The 23,417-nt window shown below is 56.4% G+C and carries 21 protein-coding genes; 10 read left to right on the forward strand and 11 right to left on the reverse strand.

Going from position 1 to position 23,417, the window contains the following annotated elements; translation table 11 throughout:
* The first annotated feature begins 5 nt into the window (after positions 1-5).
* A complete protein-coding gene (locus CYR55_RS11620) occupies positions 6-2,036 on the forward strand; it encodes a tRNA(Met) cytidine acetyltransferase TmcA (protein WP_241522139.1) in 2,031 nt (676 codons plus the stop codon).
* Positions 2,037-2,389: 353 nt separating this feature from the next.
* The gene (locus CYR55_RS11625; protein WP_101816299.1) at positions 2,390-5,080 is read left to right on the forward strand and encodes an autotransporter outer membrane beta-barrel domain-containing protein; all 2,691 of its coding nucleotides are present in this window, start codon (positions 2,390-2,392) and stop codon (positions 5,078-5,080) included.
* Between the two features lie 221 nt (positions 5,081-5,301).
* Here the strand turns inward: CYR55_RS11625 and CYR55_RS11630 are convergent, their stop codons facing one another.
* The 6 genes from CYR55_RS11630 to CYR55_RS11655 form a co-directional block, all read right to left on the reverse strand.
* The gene (locus CYR55_RS11630) at positions 5,302-5,487 is read right to left on the reverse strand and encodes a YpfN family protein (RefSeq protein WP_101816300.1); all 186 of its coding nucleotides are present in this window, start codon (positions 5,485-5,487) and stop codon (positions 5,302-5,304) included.
* A 2-nt stretch (positions 5,488-5,489) separates the two neighbouring features.
* Positions 5,490-6,149, reverse strand: coding sequence for a M15 family metallopeptidase (locus CYR55_RS11635; protein ID WP_175580803.1), 660 nt, complete (start codon positions 6,147-6,149; stop codon positions 5,490-5,492).
* Between the two features lie 11 nt (positions 6,150-6,160).
* Positions 6,161-7,288 (reverse strand): succinyl-diaminopimelate desuccinylase, encoded by a 1,128-nt coding sequence (dapE, locus tag CYR55_RS11640; protein WP_101816302.1) that lies wholly within the window; start codon positions 7,286-7,288, stop codon positions 6,161-6,163.
* Position 7,289: 1 nt separating this feature from the next.
* On the reverse strand, positions 7,290-7,673 hold the full coding sequence (locus CYR55_RS11645; protein ID WP_101816303.1) for an ArsC family reductase: 384 nt from the start codon (positions 7,671-7,673) through the stop codon (positions 7,290-7,292).
* Between the two features lie 122 nt (positions 7,674-7,795).
* Positions 7,796-8,227, reverse strand: a complete 432-nt coding sequence (locus CYR55_RS11650) for a GNAT family N-acetyltransferase (protein ID WP_101816325.1) — start codon at positions 8,225-8,227, stop codon at positions 7,796-7,798.
* On the reverse strand, positions 8,211-8,777 hold the full coding sequence (locus tag CYR55_RS11655) for a GNAT family N-acetyltransferase (protein ID WP_101816304.1): 567 nt from the start codon (positions 8,775-8,777) through the stop codon (positions 8,211-8,213). Before CYR55_RS11655 ends, CYR55_RS11650 begins: the two co-directional genes overlap by 17 nt.
* A gap of 797 nt (positions 8,778-9,574) precedes the next feature.
* Here CYR55_RS11655 and ypfM point away from each other — a divergent pair.
* Complete coding sequence (ypfM, locus tag CYR55_RS24205) at positions 9,575-9,634, forward strand: protein YpfM (protein ID WP_139300320.1); 60 nt, start codon at positions 9,575-9,577, stop codon at positions 9,632-9,634.
* Between the two features lie 178 nt (positions 9,635-9,812).
* On the opposite strand, the gene acrD is transcribed toward ypfM, so the two are convergent.
* Positions 9,813-12,947: a multidrug efflux RND transporter permease AcrD gene (acrD, locus tag CYR55_RS11660; RefSeq protein ID WP_101816305.1), complete on the reverse strand. Its 3,135-nt coding sequence runs from the start codon at positions 12,945-12,947 to the stop codon at positions 9,813-9,815.
* 289 nt (positions 12,948-13,236) lie between these two features.
* Between acrD and CYR55_RS11665 the strand changes: the two genes are divergently transcribed.
* Positions 13,237-13,515, forward strand: a complete 279-nt coding sequence (locus CYR55_RS11665) for a winged helix-turn-helix domain-containing protein (protein ID WP_101816306.1) — start codon at positions 13,237-13,239, stop codon at positions 13,513-13,515.
* Positions 13,516-13,527: 12 nt separating this feature from the next.
* On the opposite strand, the gene narL is transcribed toward CYR55_RS11665, so the two are convergent.
* The gene (narL, locus tag CYR55_RS11670; protein ID WP_101816326.1) at positions 13,528-14,160 is read right to left on the reverse strand and encodes a two-component system response regulator NarL; all 633 of its coding nucleotides are present in this window, start codon (positions 14,158-14,160) and stop codon (positions 13,528-13,530) included.
* A gap of 161 nt (positions 14,161-14,321) precedes the next feature.
* Positions 14,322-16,007: a nitrate/nitrite two-component system sensor histidine kinase NarQ gene (gene narQ, locus CYR55_RS11675; protein WP_101816327.1), complete on the reverse strand. Its 1,686-nt coding sequence runs from the start codon at positions 16,005-16,007 to the stop codon at positions 14,322-14,324.
* Positions 16,008-16,222: 215 nt separating this feature from the next.
* On the opposite strand from narQ, the gene nudK reads away from it, so the two are divergent.
* Positions 16,223-16,798 carry a GDP-mannose pyrophosphatase NudK gene (gene nudK, locus CYR55_RS11680; RefSeq protein ID WP_101816307.1) on the forward strand — a complete coding sequence of 192 codons (576 nt, stop codon included), beginning with the start codon at positions 16,223-16,225 and terminating at the stop codon, positions 16,796-16,798.
* A 345-nt stretch (positions 16,799-17,143) separates the two neighbouring features.
* A complete protein-coding gene (locus CYR55_RS11685; RefSeq protein WP_101816308.1) occupies positions 17,144-18,574 on the forward strand; it encodes a sugar porter family MFS transporter in 1,431 nt (476 codons plus the stop codon).
* Between the two features lie 184 nt (positions 18,575-18,758).
* On the opposite strand, the gene CYR55_RS11690 is transcribed toward CYR55_RS11685, so the two are convergent.
* A complete protein-coding gene (locus CYR55_RS11690; RefSeq protein WP_241522140.1) occupies positions 18,759-19,970 on the reverse strand; it encodes a hypothetical protein in 1,212 nt (403 codons plus the stop codon).
* Between the two features lie 305 nt (positions 19,971-20,275).
* Here CYR55_RS11690 and CYR55_RS11700 point away from each other — a divergent pair, with 305 nt between their 5' ends.
* The 4 genes from CYR55_RS11700 to CYR55_RS11715 all read left to right on the forward strand — a co-directional run bounded on the left by CYR55_RS11700 (position 20,276) and on the right by CYR55_RS11715 (position 23,064).
* Complete coding sequence (locus tag CYR55_RS11700) at positions 20,276-21,349, forward strand: DUF1176 domain-containing protein (RefSeq protein WP_241522141.1); 1,074 nt, start codon at positions 20,276-20,278, stop codon at positions 21,347-21,349.
* Positions 21,350-21,735: 386 nt separating this feature from the next.
* On the forward strand, positions 21,736-22,212 hold the full coding sequence (locus tag CYR55_RS11705; protein ID WP_101816311.1) for an Hcp family type VI secretion system effector: 477 nt from the start codon (positions 21,736-21,738) through the stop codon (positions 22,210-22,212).
* Positions 22,213-22,261: 49 nt separating this feature from the next.
* Positions 22,262-22,624 (forward strand): tlde1 domain-containing protein, encoded by a 363-nt coding sequence (locus CYR55_RS11710; RefSeq protein ID WP_101816312.1) that lies wholly within the window; start codon positions 22,262-22,264, stop codon positions 22,622-22,624.
* Complete coding sequence (locus tag CYR55_RS11715; protein WP_101816313.1) at positions 22,621-23,064, forward strand: hypothetical protein; 444 nt, start codon at positions 22,621-22,623, stop codon at positions 23,062-23,064. The genes CYR55_RS11710 and CYR55_RS11715 overlap by 4 nt, the downstream gene beginning before the upstream one ends.
* Before the next feature lie 187 nt (positions 23,065-23,251).
* Here the strand turns inward: CYR55_RS11715 and CYR55_RS23990 are convergent.
* The coding region (locus tag CYR55_RS23990; protein WP_175580802.1) for a transketolase-like TK C-terminal-containing protein at positions 23,252-23,417 on the reverse strand (166 nt) is incomplete at its 5' end.

The following is a 23,417-nucleotide window of genomic DNA, read 5'->3' on the forward strand; positions in this document are numbered from 1 at the left end:
AGGGTATGATTGCAGAGATCCTCAGCGCACAGCACGCCATGCAGCAGGCCGGCATCCGCCGCCTGCTGGTGCTGAGCGGTGAACGCACCTGGTGCCTGGCGCAGGCTGAGGCGATTGCTGTGGCGCTGGCCGCTGATGTGCTGTGGATGTCACCTGACCCGGCACGGCCTCAGGCGCTTCCACCCTCGCGTGCCAGGGGGCTGCTCGGCAGTGAACGCCAACACGCGGTGTTTGATGCCACCCAGGGGCTGGATGCCGAGGCGCTGGCGGCGCTCTCCGGCTGCCTGGCGGCCGGCAGCTGGCTGCTTTTACTGCTGCCGCCATGGGAGCGCTGGCCGCAGCAACCGGATAACGACAGCGTGCGCTGGAGCGAACAGCCGGGCCCCATCGCGACCCCCCATTTTGTGGCACACCTCTCCCGCCTGCTGGAAAACGATACCGAATCCCTGCTCTGGCGGCAGGGCGAGCCGTTCTCTTTGCCGGTATGGGCACCGCGCCCGGCATGGCACCCCCCTGACGGCGGCCCCACGACTGAACAGCACTACCTGCTGACCCGTTTGCAACAGGCCGACGCCGGTGTCTGGGTGCTGACGGCGGCGCGTGGCCGCGGCAAATCGGCGTTAGCGGGCATGCTGGCCGCCTCACGGCCGGGCGGCTGCCTGTTAACTGCCCCCAGCCGGGACGCGGCGGAGACCTTGAGTCACTGGGCGGGCGATCGCCTGCCGTTTATGGCACCCGATGCGCTGCTGGCGGCCTGCCGGCAGCGCCCGCCTGAGCCCCACGGCTGGCTGCTGATCGATGAAGCGGCGGCCATTCCGGCACCGCTGTTGCGTGAGCTGATCTCCTATTTCCCACAGGTTCTGCTGACCACGACCGTTCAGGGCTACGAAGGCACCGGACGTGGCTTCTTGCTTAAATTCTGTGCTGACCTGCCGTGCTGGCACGATCTCAGGCTCACCCAACCGGTGCGCTGGGCAGAAAATGATCCGCTGGAAGCGCTGCTGGATGCCGCGCTGCTGATGTCTGATTCGCCGGTACCGGACAGCGCACCGGCGGCAAACTGCCGCCTGATATCAGTGCCGCAGGCCGCCTGGCCTGCGCACCCCGCGTTACTGAGCGCCTTCTATGGGCTGCTCAGTGCCGCCCACTACCGCACCTCCCCGCTGGATCTGCGCCGCTTACTGGATGCGCCGGGGCAGCATGTGATGGCAGCCTGGGATCAACAACAGATCTCCGGTGCGCTGTGGCTGGTGGAAGAGGGCGGATTAAGTGAGGCGCTGGCGCATGAGGTATGGGCCGGCCGCCGCCGCCCGCGCGGCAGCCTGATCGCCCAGTCGCTGGCGGCTCATGGCGGCCAGTGGCAGGCCCCGGTGTTGCATTCACGCCGCATCAGCCGCATTGCCGTGACAGCGGGCCAACGGCGTCAGGGGCTCGGCAAGCGGTTAGTAGAGGAGCAGATTGCACGGGCACGTGCTGACGGGGTGGATTATCTCTCAGTGAGTTTTGGCTTTACTGAGCCTTTATGGGCGTTCTGGCAACAGTGCGGTTTTCGCCTGGCGCGTATCGGCAGCCAGCGTGAGGCAAGCAGTGGCTGTTACGCTGCGATGGCGCTGCTGCCGATCTCAGAGGCCGGGCAGGCGTTGGGGCAGCAGGCCACGCAACGGTTTAGCCGGGACTGGCCATGGCTGGCGGCACGGGTTGCCCTGCCGCTGCCACAGGCGCACGACGTTTCACAAACCCTGGACGACGAAGACTGGCGGGAGCTGGCGGGCTTTGCGTTTGCTCACCGTTCGCTGGAGGCGAGTTTGGGCGCGCTGCAACGCCTGCTCCTGCACTCACTCCTGCCATTGCCGGCATTGCGGGCGCACCTGCAACAAGGGCAGGACGCGGCCTCACTCTGCGCACACTTTTCGCTTCCGGGGCGTAAAGCCCTGCTGTTGCGCTGGCGTCAGGAAACCGCCAACGCACTGGCCGCGCTCAACCCGGCAGCCTGCCGGCAAGGGCAGGCGTGGGCGGCAGTGTGGCCAGGCGTATAATGCAGCTACGCAGCGTTTTTTTAGTTGTCATTTTATTTTCATTAAAAGATTAATATAGTCTGATTAAATTAACTGTGGCTTAATGATTAAAGGTCAGGTGGTTAATTAATTAAATTAAGCAGAAAATAATTAAATGAAAAGGCTTAATATCTTAAAATTGTTCTTAAGTATTCTCAATGAATTAAGAATCGGTAGTGAAGTTCCCCTCGAGGTTGAATGAAGTTCATCCTTAAAATATGATCCTTCCCGCGGATTACTGTGTAAGTAATACTATTTTATTAATGGACGTGCCTATTTATCAGCGTGAATTCTGATAAATAGCTGTGTAACTTTATGCATTGAGGGATTATCAAATGCCTGTCAGCCATAAGAAGTTCTCCTTATCAAAAATTACGCTCGCCTGTGCGCTTGCGTTGACCTCCTCTGCCTCCCTGGCGCAGGATATTTCCGGCTCTGCCTTCAATACTTTCACGCATGGTGTTGATATCGGCGGGCATGTTCATTATCAGGGTTATGTAGACTGGGATAATAGTGCCGCAGGTTACGCCGGCAGTGATATTTACCCGGTGATTAATAACGCCGTGGTGAATGGCGTAATCTCAACCCATTATTTAGATAACGGTGCCGGGGTGAATAATAGCCTGACCCTGTCCAATACCACCGTTAACGGGATGATTACCTCTGCCTGTATGACAGGGGATTGCAGCAACACGGAACCGCGGAGTCATTATCTTGATCCGCTGAATCTGATCGTTGATAACACCACGATTAATGATACCTATGAGCACTATATTTATGATGTGACCGGGGCAGATCAGGTACGTGATTTTGATCAGGTAGACACTTATGGTTTAGGCACCGCCATTACCCTGGATCAGGAAAGCAATATTACCCTTCAGAATAATTCCCATGTCGCGGGTATTTCACTGACCCAGGGTTATGAGTGGGTGGATGCTAACGGCAACAGCGGCGAAACCTTCGATAATAATGTTCAGATCAATGACTCGGTATTAACTTCCGGGGCCTACAGTGAGCTGGATAATCACGGGTTCTACGGCCAGTCTGATAAACCAAGTGACTACAACACCGCCACCAGCACGGCGGCAGACGACATCGCGCTGTCTGTGGTTGCCAGTGCCGATGCCGATAATGCGATGAAAACCAACGTGGTATTGAACAACTCTACCATGACCGGGGATGTCGCGTTCGTCAGCCATTTCGATGACGGCTATTATGTTGAAGGCCACGACAGCAACGGTGACGGCGTGCTGGATACCGACGGCTGGGATAACACCGATGAACTGCATCTGACGCTGGATAACGGCAGTAAATGGGTGGGTGCCGCGATCTCCAGCGTGGAAGCTGACACCGCGCTGTATGACCACAGCACCAACAGCCGCTGGCCGGACTCGGTTTACAATTCCGCCTACGGCCACCTGACCGGTGATGCCGTCTATCAGAGCGGCCTGTTTGACATCGCCGTGAACAACGGCTCCGAGTGGGACGCGACGAAAGCATCTAACCTGGATAACCTCAGCGTTAACAACGTATCACAAGTCACGGTTCAGGAAGCCTCAGTGCTGGCCGATACCATTACCCTGACCAACGGCTCCCTGCTGAACATCGCCGCTCACGGTGAAGTCGCCACCGACGATCTGCGGGTTGATACCGGCAGCCGTGCTTCTCTGGTCGAAGAGAGCGCATATCTGTATGCCAACACCCTGACGGTAAGTAACGGCGCTGAGCTGGATCTGGGCCGCGGTCAGGTTGACACCCAGAACCTGGTGCTGACTGACAACGGTGCCTTTGACATCGGCAGCCGTGAGTTTGTGCTGAACGCTGACCTGAATAACGGCCGTGACAAAACCGCGGCAGATTACGTCTATGACAGCGGTGTGATTGGCATTAATTCAGCGGGTCACCTGAGTGTAAACGGCACGGCAAACGGCAATTATCAGGTGCGTATTGATAATGCAACCGGTGCCGGCAGCGTGGCAGATTACAAAGACAAAGAGCTGATCCGCACCTACGGCGGTAACGCAACCTTTACCGATGCCAATGAAGCGGATCTGGGTGCGTACCGTTATCAGGCCGAACAACGTGGCGACGTGGTGGTACTGGATCAGAAAGGGCTGACCTCTTCTGCTAACGCGGCCCTGAGCCTGCCGTCCTCCAATGCCGGCACCTGGCACATTGAGCAGGATACCCTGGACAACCGCATGGACAACGTCCGCCATACGGCTAACCAGGATAAAGGCGGCGTGTGGGTTAACTACTTTGGCGGTAACCTGAATACCGGTAATGATGTCGTTGATTACGATCAGGATGTTAACGGTGTCATGGTTGGCCTGGATAAAGTGGTTGAAGGCGGTGGCGAGCGCGAATGGCTGGTTGGTATGTCTGCCAGCTTCGCGAAGTCCAGCCTCAGCATGTCCAATGCCGATGCGGATTCTGACAGCCAGTCAGCGCGTGTTTACAGCAGCCTGATGTTTAACAACGGCCTGTTTGTTGACAGTTCACTGAGCTACAGCCACTTCAGCAATGACCTCGACAGCACCATGAGCAACGGCCTGCACGCCTCTGGTGACAACACCACGGATGCCTGGGGCTTTGGCCTGAAAATGGGGTATGACTGGGCCTTCCAGCCGAAAGCGTACCTGACGCCGTATGCCAGCATCACCGGTGTCTTTGTAGGTGACGATGATTACACCCTGACTAACGGCATGAACGTCAGCGATCAGGCTTATGACAGCATGCGTTATGAGCTGGGTGCAGACATTGGCTATACCTTCGAATATGCGGGCGGCCAGGCGTTCACACCGTACGCTTCTCTGGCGTATGTGTATGAAAGCTCAAGCAACGATGCGCAGATCAATGGTGACCGCATCGATAACGGCGTGGATGGCTCAGCCGTTCGCGTAGGGCTCGGTGGTCAGTTCGAAATGAGCAAAAACTTCAGCATCTATGCAGATGCCAACTATCTGGGCGGCAGCGATGTTGATCAGCCGTGGGCTGCCAACCTCGGCGTGAAATACCGCTGGTAATTCCGGCAGGAGATACCGTGGGTAGCAAGGCAACACCTGGTTGCTTTACTCCCTGAACGTACACACTGGCCCCCGACGGGGCCTTTTTTTTGCCTGTGAGTAAGGGGTTACTAGCAGATGATGTGCTTACTACCCAGGTAATACTCACCGCTGTTGCGTTATGGGGGGCCTATCCCATAAAAAAGGGCAGCCTGCGCTGCCCTTGGTATTAGCCTGACCGGTTACTTTTTCTTTGGCCAGTCATCATCTTCATCCCACTCTGCGTTGTTATCGCGATGGGGCGGGAGTTCCGGTTTGTTGTTTAAAAAGCGTTTATGATCCAGTCGGCGTAACTCTTTGATGCCATTCAGGATGATGCCCACCAGAATCACTAAAAAAATCCACCAGTAATCGGCTATCCAATGCATGGTTACCCTCCGTGATTAATGCTTACGTAACGCGTAAACAGCGTATCGATATGGGCAGACAACCACTCTGCGCCTGCCACATCCTGCCCTTGCCACGATGATATGATCTTTTCCGGCGTCAGTAACCTTTCCAGCGTACAGGCCGCGGGGCGGTAACTCAGGTGCCAGGGTTCTATGGCCACGCCGCCGCGATCTTCGGCAAAGGGCCGGTAAAAACCGAACTCAGCCATGTGATCAGTCAGCCACGCCGTCAACGGTGCGAAATAGCCTCCCGGCAGATACTCCCAGGGTTCCAGTTGCAGGGTCTGGCCGGCCGGCAATCGCGAGGGATCATACACATCAAGATCGGTGCCCCAGTGGTGACGGCTGGTGCCGGGCAGCGCTGACCAGCGCAAAATGGCTTCACAGCGCTGCGCCACAGGGAGCGCCGTGGCATCCAGCGGCTGGCTGGCATGATCTAAGAGTGGCCACTCGCCACGGAATTTGCCATTCCAGATGGCGCGTTGCCGATCGAAGTCACGAAATGTGCTGGCCGGTTGCAGGTCAAACCCCGCGATGTGCGCGGCGCGTTGCAAGGCGATAAACGCCTGCGCCGCCTCCGGCTGAAGGCGGTGGGGGCCACAGAGCGGCACCAGGTGGGCATCACTCCGGCCGGTCAGCATTTCATCGGTGATCATGCGATTAACTGATCCATAATCCGCTGGTACATTCTGCTCAGCAGTTGCAGGTCAGCCGCGCTGACGCACTCATTAATCTTGTGGATGGTGGCGTTAACCGGCCCCAGTTCCACGACTTGCGCGCCCATCTGGGCAATAAAACGCCCATCAGAGGTGCCGCCGGTGGTCTCCAGTTTCGGTGAGAGTTCACTGTAATGCCTGACGGCTTTAACCACCGCGTCTACCAGTTCACCGCGTGCGGTCAGGAAGGGTTGGCCGGAAATTTTCCACTCAATAGTGTAGCGCAGCTGGTGTTTTTCCAGCAGCGCCTGTACCCGTTGTTTGATCATCTCATCGGTTAATTCGGTGCTGAAGCGGAAATTGAACTGCACAAAAAATTCACCGGGGATCACGTTATTGCTGCCGGTACCGGCCTGCACATTGGCGATCTGCATACTGGTCGGCGGGAAGAATTCATTGCCCTGATCCCACTCCGTGGCAACCAGCTCGGTCAGGGCAGGCAATGCCCGGTGTACCGGATTGTCCGCCAGGTGCGGGTAAGCCACATGGCCTTGCACGCCATGAATATGCAGGTTGGCCGTCATTGAACCACGCCGGCCGTTTTTCACCACATCGCCCACGCGCTCAGTACTGGAAGGCTCGCCCACCAGGCAGTAGTCCAGTCGCTCCTGGCGTGCCATTAGTGCTTCCACCACTTTGACCGTGCCGTAAGTGGCGTTTGCCTCTTCGTCAGAGGTGATTAAAAAAGCCAGACGGCCGCGATGATGCGGGTTGGCGGCCACAAAGCGTTCAGCAGCCACCACCATCGCGGCCAGCGATCCTTTCATGTCTGCGGCACCACGGCCGAACAACATGCCATCACGGATCGTCGGTTCAAACGGCGGGTTGATCCAGCGCGACGCATCCCCCACCGGCACCACATCGGTATGCCCGGCAAAGGCCAGCGTTTTGCCTTCCCCACGCCAGGCCCAGAAGTTCTGGGTATCCCCAATGTTCATCGGTTCGATGGTAAAGCCCAGCGCCTTCAGCCGGGCAATCATAATAGCCTGGCAGCCGGCATCATCCGGGCTGAGGGAGGGGCGCTTGATCAGTTGCTGCGCCAAATCAATTACCGGGCAAGTCATCTTAGTTCCCCTGTGAAATAAAGTGCTGATAGCGTGCGGCATCAAAACCGAGCAGTGACGTTGCGACGGAGCTGGTTAACAGCGGGCGTTTAATCGTCGCCGGGTGTGCCAGCATCAGTTGCAGGGCAGAGGCAGCATCTGTCACGGCCCCACGCTCTTCATCACTCAGTTTTCGCCAGGTGGTGCCGCGGGTATTCAGCAGCGCCTCATACCCCTGCTGGGCGATAAAGGTGTGAAGCATCTCCACCGTCAGGCCATCAACCCGATAGTCATGAAAGCGGTAAGCCACCTGCTGCTCATCCAGCCAGCGGCGGGCTTTCTTAACGGTATCGCAATTTTTTATGCCATAGAGGGTGAAGTCAGGGGAGGTGGGTGACTCTGCCATGAAAAAATACCTATAAACACGTGATCAGAAAAGGGAACGGTGCGCCGGGGTGCGCTGAATGTTCCGGCATCCTGACATAATGCGGGAAAATAGCGGGCCGATCCAGCCACCGGGCCCGCGGGTCAATCGATATAGCCTTTTTGCCGCATCGTTTGAAGCTGCTCTGGGGCGGCAGTCACCATGCCGGTATGCAGCAGGTGAAAATCGTAACGACGGTAAAAATCGATCTTATCCGGCACCGCATAGATAAACAGCTTACCGTAGGGGCGCAAATCCTCGCAGATGCGGCGCATCAGCTGGTCGCCCAATCCGCGCCCCTGCACATCCGGGTCGATGACCACATCGGAAAGGTAAGAGGCATAGGTAAAATCACTGATGGCATGGGCGGTCGCCACCAGTTTCCCGTCCAGATAGCCCCAGTAGCAGAAGGCGCTGTTGCGGTAAGACTGCCGCAACTGATCGACATTCCGCGCATTCAGGCCGCCGCGCTCAATCAGCCGGGCGAGTGCCGGCCAGTCTACCGGGTAGCGGGTTTCATCAGTCACAATGTCCAGTTGTGCCATATTTTTTCGGCTCCATATCAGGGAGTGTGGCAGCCCCAACACCCAGGGGACGTTGCAGCAGCACGGTATCCAGCCATTGCCCATGTTTCAGCCCGACGGCGCGCAGCACGCCCATCTGTTCAAAGCCCAGTGAGCGGTGCAGCGCGAGGGACGCCCGGTTGTTGCTGTCACCCACGTTTGCCACCATCTGGCGATAACCCTGTTGTTCAGCCCAGTGAATAGCGGTTGCTACCAGGCGTTTACCGGTGCCGCGCCCGGTTTCATCATGCCGGATATAGACTGAGTTCTCGACCGTATAACGGTACGCGTAGCGTGGGCGGTAAAAAGAGAGATAACAGTAGCCGATAACCCGGTCACCCTCCAGCGCCACCCACCAGGGCAGGCCACTCGCCCGTGTTTTCTGGTAACGCGCGAGCATTTCAGCCACATCCGGGGCTTCGGTTTCAAAAGAGGCCAGCCCATGCAAAACGTGGTGGGCATAAATCGCCTGAATAGCCGGAATGTGGCTCTCCAGGGCATCAGTAACCAGAACAGTCGTCATACGGCATCACTCCCGGTGGGTGAAAACAAGGCATTGGGCAGGACAGAGTAAGCCATTTGACCGGCGTTGGCAGGCGCAAATGATGGCAATGACTACAAAAACAAAGAGATGAGAACACGTCATCCGGCGTTGCTGAACCTTTATCTCTGCGGGTGCCGGAAAGGATGTTTTACTGTGGCGGTCAGTACATAGGATGCGTTTAAAAAAGAGGGAAAAGAGGTTTAAGAAAATAATGATAATATAAAATTAATTAATTGTTATAAATTAGTTAATAGTTAATTCCCACCCATGATTTGGTGAGATTAAATGACAATAATTTCATGAGTTATTATTTCCTCCGGTTTTTCTATGCGCTACTTATTTATCAGGGGGTTTTTTAATTTAGTTTTTATTTGGCAACAGGGTTTTTTCAATAATTAAACACCAAAGAAGGTATAAATCCTGGATGAACGCAAAAAACGCGGCAGAAGCGGGCTTCCAGCGGGCGAAAAAACGGTAAAACAGGCTTACTGGAAAGTGTGTGAAAGCGCTTATGGCGCGGGGTAACCCGGTTTCATAACAGGCATGCTTTTTACTGTCTGGGTTGAACACTTTTTCTTATTGTCTGGCATGAATGAACCAGTTAAAAAACTTAATAGAATGGGTAAGAACGCCGATATAAGGTATATCGCTGCTCAATAAGCTGACAAAACAGCAATTTCACTAAAAGTGAGTCTTCGTTAAAAATAGTTCTTTAAGACTATTCCTAAAGTGAAAAAAGTGGCGTACACTTGCGTTAATTCATCAGTGAGGTGGTTATGGTCGAACAAGAAGTAAGTACCTGGAAAGACTTCATCGAAGAGATGTTACGTAAGTAATACGTAGATGAAGTTAATAACAAGACTGCCGTTACATCTATTTTAATTTAATGCCACACCAGGGTAAATTTAAAAAAGAGATTATACACAGCACTCTCTTGTTTATTACCTAATAAAAGGGGCCGTCTTTGCAGACGGCCCCTTTTTCATCTGTTTTGTGCCCGGCCAGGGGGCATGGTCAGGCGTTTTCCTGGCCTGGTGCGGTGCCATGCGCTTTCCGCCCAGGGAAACGGCGCCGCACCAACACAAAGAACAGCGGCACAAAGAAAATCGCCAGCAGGGTGGCGGTGATCATACCGCCCATCACCCCGGTACCGACCGCATGCTGGCTGCCGGAGCCGGCACCGTGGCTTATCGCCATCGGTAACACGCCAAAGATAAACGCCAGTGACGTCATCAGAATCGGGCGTAAGCGCATACGGGACGCCTCCAGCGTGGCCTCGGTCAGGTCGCGCCCTTTCTGGTGCAGTTCATTGGCAAATTCGACGATCAGGATCGCGTTTTTGGCGGACAAGCCAATAATGGTCAGCAGCCCGACCTGAAAATAGACATCGTTTTCCAGCCCGCGCAGCCAGGTGGCCGCCACCGCGCCAATCACCCCGAGCGGCACCACCAGCATCACCGAGAACGGAATTGACCAGCTCTCATAGAGCGCTGCCAGGCAGAGGAACACCACCAGCAGCGAGATGGCATACAGCGCCGGTGCCTGTGAGCCGGAGAGGCGCTCCTGATAAGACATGCCGGTCCACTCCAGGCCAAAGCCGGTGGGTAATTGCCGTACCAGCCGCTCCATGGTTTCCATGGCCGAGCCGGTACTGACGCCCGCGGCGGCTTCCCCGACAATCTCCAGCGCTGCATAACCGTTGTAACGCTCCAGCCGGGGTGAGCCGTAAGTCCAGTGGGTCGTGGCAAAGGCAGAGAAGGGCACCATGCCGCCCGCGCTGTTGCGCACATACCAGCGGTAAATATCCTCCGGCAGCATGCGGTAGCGTGCCGCAGATTGCACATAGACTTTTTTCACCCGGCCGCGATCAACGAAATCGTTCACATAGGTTGAGCCCCAGGCGGTTTTCAGCGTGTCATTGATATCATCCACCGATACCCCCAACGCCTGGGCCTTGTGCTGATCGATATCAATCTGCAATTGCGGGCTGTCATCCAGCCCGTTATGCCGCACCCGGGCCAGGTCCGGCTGCTGACCGGCCAGCTCCAGCAACCGGTCACGCGCCTGCATCAACGCGGTGTGGCCCATTCCGGCGTGATCCTGCAATTCCATATCAAACCCGGCGGAGTTGCCCAGCCCACTAATGGCGGGTGGGCTGCTGGCGATCACCCGTGCTTCCTTGATGTCACGGAAAGCATGGGTCGCGCGCTCGATAATCGCATCGGCTGAGCCGTCAGCGCTGCGGGCATCCCAGTCCGCCAGCCGTACAAACAGCCGTGCCACGTTCTGCCCGTTGCCGCCCGGCCCGGCCCCGACGGTGGCGAACACTGACAGCACATCCTCTTTTTCCTGCGTCAGAAAATAGCGCTCGACCTTTTCCACCACTTTCAGCGTTTGCTGTTGGGTGGCACCCACCGGCAATTGCACCTGTACCGTGAATACGCCGCGATCCTCTATCGGCAGGAATGAGGTCGGCAATTTGATAAACAGCCAGGCTAACCCGGCAATCAGCAGCAGATAAATCAGCATAAAGCGCAGGCTGCGTTGCAGGATCATCCCGACCCCGCGTTCATAGCGGCGGCTGCTGCGTTCAAAGCTGCGGTTGAACCAGCCGAAGAAGCCGCGCTTTTCCTGATGGTGGCCCTGCGCAACAGGCTTGAGCAGGGTAGCGCACAGCGCCGGGGTCAGGATCAGCGCCACCAGCACTGACAGCACCATAGAGGAGACAATCGTCAGGGAGAACTGGCGGTAGATGGCGCCGGTAGTCCCGCCAAAGAAGGCCATCGGCACAAACACCGCAGACAATACCAGGGCGATGCCCACCAGCGCCCCCTGGATCTGGCCCATCGATTTCCGGGTCGCGGCGCGCGGGTCCAGCCCCTCTTCGCTCATGACCCGCTCAACGTTTTCCACCACCACAATGGCGTCATCCACCAGCAGGCCGATGGCCAGCACCATAGCAAACATGGTCAGGGTATTGATGCTGAAGCCGCACAGAGAGAGTATTGCGAAGGTGCCGAGCAGCACCACCGGCACGGCAATGGTCGGGATCAGGGTGGCACGGAAATTTTGCAGGAACAGGTACATCACCAGGAACACCAGCAGCACCGCCTCAAACAGCGTTTTCACCACATCCTCAATGGAGGCTTTCACAAACGGCGTGGTCTCATACGCCACTTTCGCCTCTAAGCCATGCGGGAAATAGTGGGAAAGCTCCTCAATGCGCGCCCGCACCAGCTTGTCTGTTTCCAGTTCGTTGGCGCCGGAGGCGAGCTTGATACCCATGCCCGAGGCAGACATGCCGTTGTAGCGGCTGAGGTAGTCATATTTTTCTGCGCCCAGCTCGACTTGCGCCACATCCCCCAGGCGCACCACGGAGCCGTCGGCGTTAACCCGCAGCGTGATGTCACGGAACTGTTCCGGCGTCTGCAACTGGGATTGGGCATTAATCGTGGCATTCAGCGCCTGCGCCTCCACCGACGGCATACCGCCGAGCTGGCCCACTGCCACCTGGCTGTTCTGTGCGGTAATGGCGTCTACCACGTCGCTGGTGGTGAGCTGGTAATCATTCAGCTTGTTGGGATCGAGCCAGATGCGCATGGCATATTGCGAGCCGTAGGCGTCAATGCTGCCGACGCCATTCACCCGGCTGAGCGGATCCTGCAGGTTGGTGGCCACATAATCCGCAATGTCCTGCTTGTCCATGCTGCCGTCAGTGGAGACAAACGCCACCATCATCAGGTTGGTGTCACCGGTTTTCGAGACCGTCACGCCCTGTTGCTGCACATCCTGCGGCAGGCGCTTCAACGCGGACTGCAACTGGTTCTGCACCTGCTGCATCGCCTCATTGGGATCGGTGCCGGCCTCAAAGGAGAGCGTCACCCGCGCCTGGCCGGTGCTGCTGCTGTCTGAGGCCATATACATCAGGTTATCCAGCCCGGTCATGCTCTGCTCAATCACCTGGGTGACGGTGTTTTCCAGGGTTTGTGCCGACGCACCGGGGTAGGTGGCGGTGATGCGCACATTGGGCGGGGCCAGATTAGGGTACTGCTCCACAGGCAGCGAAAAGATCGCCAGCAGTCCGGTGAGGGAGAGGATGATCGCCAAAACCCAGGCAAAAATCGGGCGATCAATAAAGAAATTGGCCATCTGCGGAAAACCTCATGATTACACTGATCGCGCCGTGCCGCGCTGCCCGGCAGGCACAGGAACGAACCCATGCCCGCCCCCTCTGGCACTTTACGCGCCGCAGGTGGCAAAAGCGTGGAGAAAATAAGAAGATAATGTAAAAAAAACTCTGATGTTTCGTTGCGGAATCTTCATCCCTCCGCAGACAATGCCTGCGCCGCCCTCTGCCCGGCGGGCCTGAGGGCCGGTTAACAGCAGAGAGGTCAGCGACGTGTCATAATCAATGTTTATGGTTCAACAGGAGTCCGCCATGCCGCTCAATTCTGTCTTCGCCCGCCGCCTCTATCTTTGCTGGCTTATCAGCCAGCATGAGCGGCCCAATGTGCCGCGCCTGATGGCGCTGACCGGCTGGCCGCGCCGGACAATGCAGGACGTGCTGAAAGCCCTGCCGGGCATGGGGATTGAACTGCAGTTTATTCAGCAAGGGGTGCGGAATAATGACGGTTACTACCAGCTGGCGGACTGGGGCCCGCTCGACAGCCAGTGGATTGCCCGCCACCATGACCAGTTGCTCGCCGCCATTGAGTAACGGCCGGGCAGGCTACTGTTTTTTATGCTCCAGGTAGAGCACCGTGGCCGCCACGCGTGACCGTACATCCAGCTTACGCAGCAGATTACGGATATGCACTTTGACCGTCTCTTCGGAAATCGCCAGCTGGGCGGCGACCTGCTTATTGGACATACCGCGCGCGACTTCCTGCAGCACATCCCGCTCACGCTCGGTCAGGGCAGCAAACGGGTCCGTCTGGTCGCCGCGTGACGCCAGGTAATCCGCCACGCCTTCACTAAACACCGCATTGCCCCCGGCGGCCTGATGAATGCAGTTGAGCAACGCCTCCGGCTCGCTGTCTTTGAGCAGGTAGCCGTCCGCCCCGGCATCAATCAGGGCGTAAACGTCACTGCGCGCATCCGAGACCGTCAGCACGATAATGCGGGCGATGACGCCGTCATTACGCAACGCCTTCAGCGTATCCAGGCCGGAAAGCCCCCGCATATTTAAATCCAGCAGGATCAAATCCGGTGCTGTGCGGGCAGCCAGGGCCAGGGCCTCGCTGCCGCTGCTGGCTTCTGCCACCACGCTAAAAGCCGGGTCAAGTTCCAGAAGTTGTTTGATACCGCGCCGCATCAGCGGGTGATCGTCCACGATCATGACGGTATGTGTTTGATTCACCATAAAAGCCTTCTCCATGCGTAACGCCGTTTTATCTCTCTTCAGAATACCGGCGCAAACTGTGCCTTTACTGCTGGTGAGAGGGGGCCACAGTATGCCCTCCTTTATCAACAATAGGGGCAAATCGTCTGTTTCACCTGCCGAAAGCGAAGAATCCCGGCATTTTAACGCTGCGGGAACAGCAGGCGGACTTCGGTGCCGCACGCGTCGGCCTGCCGGATAGTCAGGTCACCGCCCAGTTTCACCGCGCGCTCCCGCATAATCGTCAGGCCGTAATGGCCCTCCGGTTCCTCCGTGCTGATAATGCCGGTGCCGTTGTCGTGAACGGTAATCATATTTAAATCATCGCTATAAGGGCGGCATTTTATATCAATCACGGTGGCATTGGCGTGCTTGATGGCATTCAGTACCGCTTCCCGGACAATCTGCAGGGCGTGCACCTGCTGCTGGGCGCTCAACGATTGCGAGGGCAGGGCGCACTCCAGGCGGATCGCCGCCTCGCTCTGCGCCTGTAACGGAATAAGCATCTGGCGCAACGCCTCCTCCAGCGACGCTTCCTGAATCGTCAGGCGGAAGGTACTGAGCAGCTCACGCAGTTGCCGGTAGGCATCGGCCATACCCTGATCCAGCGCGGAGATAATCTCCTGCGCCGGCGGCGGGGCATCGGGCAGGGTGCGTTTCAGCAACGTCAGCTGGATACGCAGGAAAGAGAGCGCCTGCGCCAGCGAATCATGCAGTTCGCGGGCGATAGTCGCACGCTCCTCCATCAGCAGCAGTTGCATCTGCTGCTTCTGGGCGTAGTTGAAAAAGACCCCACGGCCCAGCATATTCGCCACATTGTCCATGAGTTGCGGGTGGGGGATCGGCACGGCGCTTTGCCAGTCCAGCTGGCCCACCGGCCGGTTATCCTGCGTGATAGGCAGCCGGTGCCAGCCCAGTGTCTCCCGGGCACTTCCGCTGTCAAGCTGCCAACTGCCGCCGCCCTCCAGCACCGTCAGGCGCAGGCACTGCAGGTTTTCACTGTTGCGCACAATATCCAACACCCGCTGGAAACAGCCCCGATCCAGCTGGCCGACGCTGAGCGCCTGCGAGCAGTCAAACAGCACTCCCAGCGCCCGGTTGGCCTGCGTCAGCCGCGCGGTTTTCTCCTGCACCTTATGTTCCAGCGACTGGTAAAGCCGCGAAAGATCGCCGGACATCTGCTGGAACGTGGCCGAGAGCAGCCCCAGTTCATTGGGCAGCGTCTCCTGCAACGGCGGAAAAGCAAACGTCCCGTGCTGCATCGCCAGGCTGGCGTCCACCAGTTTATTCAGCGGCGCCACCACCTGGCGGCGGATAAAGCGCAGGGAGACCACCACCAGCATAATGATGGCGGAGAAGCCAAACAGGCTGATCACCGCCACCATGGCCAGCTTGCGTTCGGCATTGCGCTGAAGCGCCAGCACAAATTCATTTATTTCAGCCACATACCTTTCCAGGTGGCGCTGGTAAGTCTCAGGTTTCCGTGCCTGGACGGCGGCGTCCATTTTCTCCCAGCTTGCCCGCAGAACCTGGTACTTCTGTTCAACGTCTGCCGGCACATAAAAGCGGCTCAGGCGGTGCAGCGCGGGGGCATCCAGTGAGCGGCGGTAATCACGCAGATGCGTATCCAGTTGCGGCGCATCGGTGGCGAGTTCATAGGCCAGCCGGTAACTCTGCATCCGCAGCGCCCCGGCAATGTTCACGGTTTCCGCGTCGCGCAGGCTGCTGGACAGGGTCAACAGCGCCATGCCGGTGGTCAGCCCGGAGAGCAGCAGAATGCCGCACAATACCCGGGCGAGTGAGTGGGTAAGCGAGCGTTTGACTGTCACCACAGCGCCTCAGCAAAGAAGAAAGAGAGAAAAAAGAGAGAGTAAAGCGCATCTTAATCAAAATCACCGCCTGCGGCAGGGATTAATTCGCACTTTGCGTCCCGCACTTTCTGCTGCCGGGTGCGGCTGGTATATCCCCGGCGTGCGCCTTATCATCAGAGGCGCACTGTCCTGTCAGGACAACATCGTTCATTCAGGCTAAACCGGGGAGCGGTATGGCAGCAAAAATTAACATCATCAAAAATAAAATCTTATCCGATAACTGGTTTGTTCTGCGTAATTACACCTACGAACTGGAAAAAGCGGACGGCAGCAAAGTGCAGCATAAACGCGAGGTTTATGACCGGGGTAACGGCGCAACCATCCTGCTTTATAACCGTGCGAAAAACAGCGTGGTGCTGATCCGCCAGTTCCGCATGGCGACTTACGTAAACAACAATCAGGACGGTATGTTGCTGGAGGCCTGTGCCGGGCTGCTGGATGACGACTCACCGGAAGACTGCATCCGCAAAGAGGCGGTGGAAGAGACCGGCTATGTGGTGGGTGAGGTGGAGAAACTGTTTGAGGCGTACATGTCACCGGGTGGCGTCACGGAGCTGATTCACTTCTTTGCAGCCGAATATGATGACGCCCAGCGCAGCCATACGGGCGGCGGCGTCGAGGATGAAGACATCGAGGTGCTGGAGATCCCTTATCCGCAGGCGCTGGAGATGATCCGCGACGGCCGCATCAAAGACGGCAAAACCATTATGCTGCTGCAACACGCACGCCTCGCCGGCCTGCTGGTCTGAGCCCCGCCCGGTGTTTTGCCGGGCTTCCCGTTCCGCAATTGCTTATACGATAAAATCATCAGGCCGGTTCAGCCGGCCTGATGCTGCTTATTGGGAGCACGCACACATCGCCCAGGGGCATCCGGCATAATCGGGTCGTCTCTGTAACGCTATTCTCCATATTCGCCGCATTTTTAGTCACATTTTTGTGATGGGTCTATCACAAAACGCACGGGCACAGCAGATAAGTGAATACTTATAGCTGCTCTGCCCTCACACCCTTTGCGGCACACCTCGTAGGGTGACGTTCTCGTATGCGGTAAATCTGCTGTCGGCGCGTGCCGATGATTTGTTACGGAGAACGTTATGTCTGCAACCCATGAGTATCCCGGTAAACCGGAAACCGGTGCCGGCAGTTCGGCGAAGAAAACCCGCCTGATGAATCTGTTTGTCTCGTTTGCGGCGGCGATGGCCGGCCTGCTGTTTGGGCTGGATATCGGCGTCATCTCCGGCGCTCTGCCGTTTATTACCGATCACTTCTCACTGAGCAGCCACCTGCAGGAGTGGGTGGTCAGCGCCATGATGCTGGGGGCGGCCTTTGGCGCGCTGGCTAACGGCTGGCTCTCCTCCCGGCTGGGGCGCAAATACAGCCTGATGGCCGGGGCGATTCTGTTTGTGGCCGGGTCTGCCGGGTCAGCGTTGGCACACAATATTGAGGTACTGCTGCTTTCCCGGGTGCTGCTGGGCTTTGCCGTGGGCATTGCGTCCTATACGGCTCCGCTCTATCTCTCTGAAATGGCCACTGAAAACATCCGCGGCAAGATGATTGCCATGTATCAGCTGATGGTCACGCTGGGCATCCTGGTCGCATTCCTCTCTGATACCGCGTTCAGTTACAGCGGCAACTGGCGCGCCATGCTGGGCGTACTCTGTATTCCGGCACTGATCCTGATGGTGGCGGTGTTTTTCCTGCCCAACAGCCCGCGCTGGCTGGCAGCCAAAGGGCGGCATGTGGAGGCAGAGCAGGTGCTGAACATGCTGCGCGACACCTCTGAAAAAGCGCGCCAGGAACTTAATGACATCCGCGAAAGCCTGAAGCTGAAACAGAACGGCTGGGGGCTGTTTAAAACCAACCACAATGTGCGCCGGGCCGTGTTCCTCGGCATGCTGTTACAGGCAATGCAGCAGTTCACCGGCATGAATATCATCATGTATTACGCCCCCAAAATTTTCAGCCTGGCGGGGTTTACCAGCACCCATCAACAGATGATGGCGACCGTGGTCGTGGGGCTGACCTTCGTGCTGGCGACCTTTATCGCCATCGGCATGGTTGACAAGGCCGGGCGCAAACCGGCGCTGAAAATTGGCTTCTCTGTGATAGCCGCAGGCACGCTGGTGCTGGGCATCTGCCTGCAACTGATTGAAAACGGCCACCACTCAACCGGCATCTCTTACCTCTCCGTCGGCATGACCATGATGTGCATCGCCGGCTATGCGATGAGCGCCGCACCGGTGGTCTGGATCCTCTGCTCAGAGATCCAGCCGCTGAAAAGCCGTGATTTCGGCATTACCTGTTCCACCACCACCAACTGGGTCTCCAATATGATTATCGGCGCAACATTCCTGACGCTGCTTAACAGTATCGGGGCGGCGGCCACCTTCTGGCTCTATACCGGGCTGAACGTCATCTTCATCGTGATCACCGTGTTCCTGATCCCGGAGACCAAAAACGTGACGCTGGAGAAGATTGAGAAGAACCTGATGGCGGGCAAAAAACTGCGCGACATCGGCTGCTAGCAGCCTCTGCTGTGCCGGGCAATCGCCCTGGCCGGGGCCTTTCCGGCCATACGGCTATGGGTCGTGCGGCTATGGGCGGGGGCTTTCCGGCTAAGCCACGGTAAAAGTGAGACGGCGTATGCGGCGTGCGATCCTTCGTGCGCCGCATTGCTATGCCATCCCACAGGAGAGGCGCAGGGCAGAATCAGGGCAGCGTCAGCCCGGCACCGCCCGGATGCGGCAGAATCTCCGCCCACGGCAGCACCGGCCAGCTCAGGCCCGCCTCACAGGCACGTGCCACCCTGGCAAACGAGGGGCTGAACAGCAGCCCTTGCGGGGTAAAATACCAGGCCGGGAAATTCCAGACCTCAGGATCGCTGTAGTTGCAGCCCTCTTCATCCCCCTCTGACGGGGCGGCCATTTCAGCGGGGTAGAGGGCGCGGAAGCGGCTCACCAGCCAGGGCGCGAACTGTTTGCTGCGGTAGGCGGAATACTCATCAAAGCTGACGCTGTTATGGTTATCGCCATCATCATCGTCACTCTCTTCGTCTTCATAAAGGTAGTGGAACGGGCGGCCTTGACCCACCCAGAGCACATCCTCCAGCGCCAGCTTCTCCCCGGTGCGGGCATTCAGGTTAAGCGGGGTGTCGCCGAAGTCCGGGTGTGCGCCGCCGCAGTCATAGCTGGTAAAAATGCTGATACTCACCACGTTGGCAGAGAGGTACTCCGGCGTGACGGTCTGGTCAAACTCGCCCTGACCAAAGCGGCTGGCACCCAGCTGGCAGCCGTGATAATCCACCACTTCCTGCCAGAGCCTGGCGCGCAATTGCTGGTTAAGCGCCGCCAGCTGTGCCGGTGGGTAGCCGGAAATAATCTCAAACAACGTAATGCCGGATTGCGGCTCTTTCCACCACTGCAGCGGATAGCCCATCACCGTTTGTTGTTTGCCACGTTGCAGGCGTAACCCTTGCAGGCGCAGGTATTCATAAGGGTCGTCACCCGCCAGTGACGCGAGGTAGGGGTCATCCCCCGGCGCAGCCGCCGGGTGGGCCGTGGTCAGTTGCAGCGGCAGGGCATTACCCTGGGTGCTGACCCATTCGCCTTGCCACCCCTGCGCCGTATGATGCAGGGTGATCGTGGGATGCGGGGCGGCATCCAGGCTGTCCAGCCCCTCTTTCATGCTGAGTGTCTCGTTGGCCAGGCTGCCGTTGAGAGGCAGATCAAGATGGTATTTCTGATAAAAATAGCGCCCGCTGACCTCATCCGGCTGAGTGAAATCCAGCTCGGCCACAATCTGCTGGCTGCCCAGGGTGCCGGTATACACCGTTGGCCCCTCTTCGGCATACAGCGGCAGGGCCATCACCATGCCCGCTGCGCATAACAGCCCTGCGGCAGCCTGCCGCCACCCCTTTTTCATCCCGCTTATCATCTTTGGCTTCCTCCCGCCGCGCGTTGATTCCCCAGCGGGCGGCTCTCAGGTTTCCATTACCCTGAAAGCATACCAGCCCGGTGAGGTGCCGGCAGCATTTTGCAGGGCGGGCGCCATAACGGCAATGGCCGCAGGCAAGGAAATTGCCGGGCTGCGGCACGGGTTCCACGCTCTGCCGGTGTTTGCTGCCTTGCGGTGATAATTTGCGTGACGGTACGTAAAATGCGAAGGAAAGGGAGGCAATTTTTCAACGTGTTACGTTATTATCGGGGCGAACTTTCCCGGAGCCGAGAATGATGATGTTAAGAGCCGCGACCTTTTCTGTGCTGCTGATGGTGCTGTTGCAAGGCACCGCCGCAGCTGACCCACTGCAACAGGATTACAGTGACTGGACGGTCAGCTGTGACAACCTGAACCGCTGTGAAGCCCGTAATATTAATGACCATAACGGCCTGGTGCTGCATCTCAGCCGTGAGGCCGGGCCACAGGGCAGGGCAGAAGCCCGCCTGGATAACCAGCAGAGTGATGTCTTTGAGGGCGCGGATACCCGCCCGATCGCCTCACGCCTGACGCTGGACGGCAAAGTACTGCGCCTGAACCCGCGTGAATGGCAGATAGCGGATCACACCACCCGTGCCGACAATACGCTGGTAGTCGATGATTTTATCGCCCGTCTCCGTGACGCCTCCGTGCTCACGCTCTCCGGGCAGGAGAAGGCGAAAGTGCGGCAGGTGGTGTCACTCAAAGGGTTGAAAGCGGCGCTGTTAGCGATGGATGCCCAACAGGGCCGGGTAGAGACCCGCACCGCCTGGGCAACGCCGGGCAGCAAAGCCGCCGACACCGTGCCGGCGGCCCCGGTGGCACCGGTTATTCCGGCGTTCACACCGGCACCTTCGCTGTCTGAACGGGAAATCGCTGCGCTGACCCAGTTTGCTGCCACCAACATTGATACCAGTGACTGCACGCTGGAGCAGTCGGAGCGTGACATCAGCCTGACGCCGCTGAGCAGTGATAAGGCGCTGATTCTGGTGAACTGCGATATGGGTGCCTATAACCTCTTCTCGCTGGCGTCGGTCGTGACCCGCCATGCGCCATTGAAAGCGGAGGATCTGGTATTGCAGGCGCCGTTCAAACTCAATGGATCACAGCTCGTCGAGCCGGAACTGATCAATGTGGATATGGATGAGGCGCGCGGCCAGTTGTCGATCTACGCCAAAGGGCGCGGCATTGGCGACTGTGGGGAGTCCAGCCGCTGGGTGTATGACGGCAAACAGTTCCGGCTGGCAGAGTACCGCGCCGAGCCGCACTGTGACGGCTACAGCCTGAACGGCTGGCCGTTATTGTGGACGACGCAGGGCGAAAAATAAGAGCGGCGTCACCTGACGGAGATAGACCGGCGTCCTGAGTGGTAGAAACCATTGCAGCGTGTTCCCCGCGTGAGCGGGGATAAACCGCTTTCAGTTGTAATTTCCATAACAATAACGCTGTATTCCCCATGAGAGCGGGGATATAGACTATGACTGAGCTTGTAATATTGTGGTGGTCCAATATAAGAATTTTTTTCTAAATTCTGACATGCATATTATATAATGTGCTTATTATTTTAAATTTAATGTTATTAATTTAACCATTCCCTGTTTTAATTATTTTTCGTAACTATATTCATCGATGTGTTTATTGATTTTTGGTATTTGTCATTGGTTTTTATTAGGCGCAAGCTATGCAAGCTTTTCTAATCAATTAGGAGTTTAAAATGGCTATTCCTCCCTATTTATGGTTAAAAGATGATGGTGGCGCACTGATTAAAGGTTTGGTTGACGTGCGTGGCCGAGAAAACAGTATTGAAGTGTTAAGTTTTATGCATGGTGTGGACATTCCTACCGATGGGCACACAGGTCAAATAACTGGGCCGCGAATTCATGATGCATTAGAATTTGAAAAGGAAGTTGATAGCTCAAGCCCATTGCTTTATAAAGCATCGACCACCGGTCAAACACTAAAAAGTGCTGAGTTTAAATGGTACAGGATTAATGATGCTGGGCGAGAGGAAGAATATTACAATGTGCTACTTGAAGGTGTTACGGTTGTTTCAGTAAAAACGATAATGCACAATATTAAATCCTTCGAAAGTACAAATCATCTTGAATTAGTTACGCTTCGCTATGAGAAAATTACCTGGAAATACTGTGATGGTAATTTGACTCACTCTGACTCCTGGAAAAATCGATAACTAGAAGAGTATTTAATGGCGCTGAAAGGCGCCATATAAGGAGGGTAGAATGACATGGGTTTATAATGTAAGAAAAAGGTCGTTTGAACAAAATGGTATTTATAAATTCAGCGCTGATTATGCTGGGGCTCCTGGTTATAAAAATGAGCCTGACTTCGAATGTATAGTAAACAAAGGGCCTTTGCCGCGAGGGAAATATAAGATAGTTGGCAAGCCTTTCAGACACTACCACGCTGGCCCGTATACACTGCGTCTACAACCTTATTCTACTAATAATATGTGTGGGAGGAGTGGGTTCTTAATACATGGCGGAAATAGCAAAGGAACAGCATCGAATGGATGCATTATTCTCCATCCGACATTCAGACGAGTGCTCTACGAATCCGGTGATAAGGAATTAATCGTATTATGAAGCTCCCGATATTGATGCTGGTTTTTTTTAGTTTCTATGCCTTCTCTGCCGTTACGCCGGATGAATGTATAAAACTAAATAATGGTATTGGCTCTGCCATGTATATTTCAATGCTGGATGACCTGAAGTTAGCGCGGGAAAATATCAATGAAGGAAAAACCGAAACAAAAATAGTTTCAATTACTCCTGTTACGTATCCACTGGCAATCGTATACGGCAAGGAGGAAAAACGCCTGAGTGGTGAACACAGCGAAGATCGTACAACGGCAGAGGAGTATGCGAAGGGTTTTATGGCTGACCATGCAAGAAATATAATTGCTGAATACACTTTTGAAAATAAAGAAGGGAAGAAAAACATTTTTCTGGCTTCAGCATTTGCCAGTGATACTGACTGCTCAGTAAGGTTTAATGGCTATATCATCGTTAAACGTGATTTTTAGAAAAATTATTAAAACGATAAATTTTTTTTACGTTATTTCCCGCGAGGGCGGGGCTAAATCGGCCGAGATTTACGCCCACCGCTGGATGGCGAAGTGTTCCCCGCAAGAGCGGAACTAGCCGGAAAGCACCCATAAAAAAAGCGCCCCCTTGGGGCGCTTATCTGGTCAGGCCGGGCAGGCAGCGGGCTTAGCCCAGCAGCGCTTTCGCCTTGCTCACCACGTTGTCCACGGTGAAGCCGAACAGCTCGAACAGCTTCTCCGCCGGGGCGGATTCGCCGAAGGTGGTCATGCCCACCACGTCGCCGTTCAGGCCGACATACTTGTACCAGTAGTCGCTGATACCCGCCTCAATC

Origin of the sequence: Chimaeribacter californicus (genome assembly GCF_002858675.1) — a bacterium.
Taxonomy (GTDB): Bacteria; Pseudomonadota; Gammaproteobacteria; order Enterobacterales; family Enterobacteriaceae; genus Chimaeribacter; species Chimaeribacter californicus.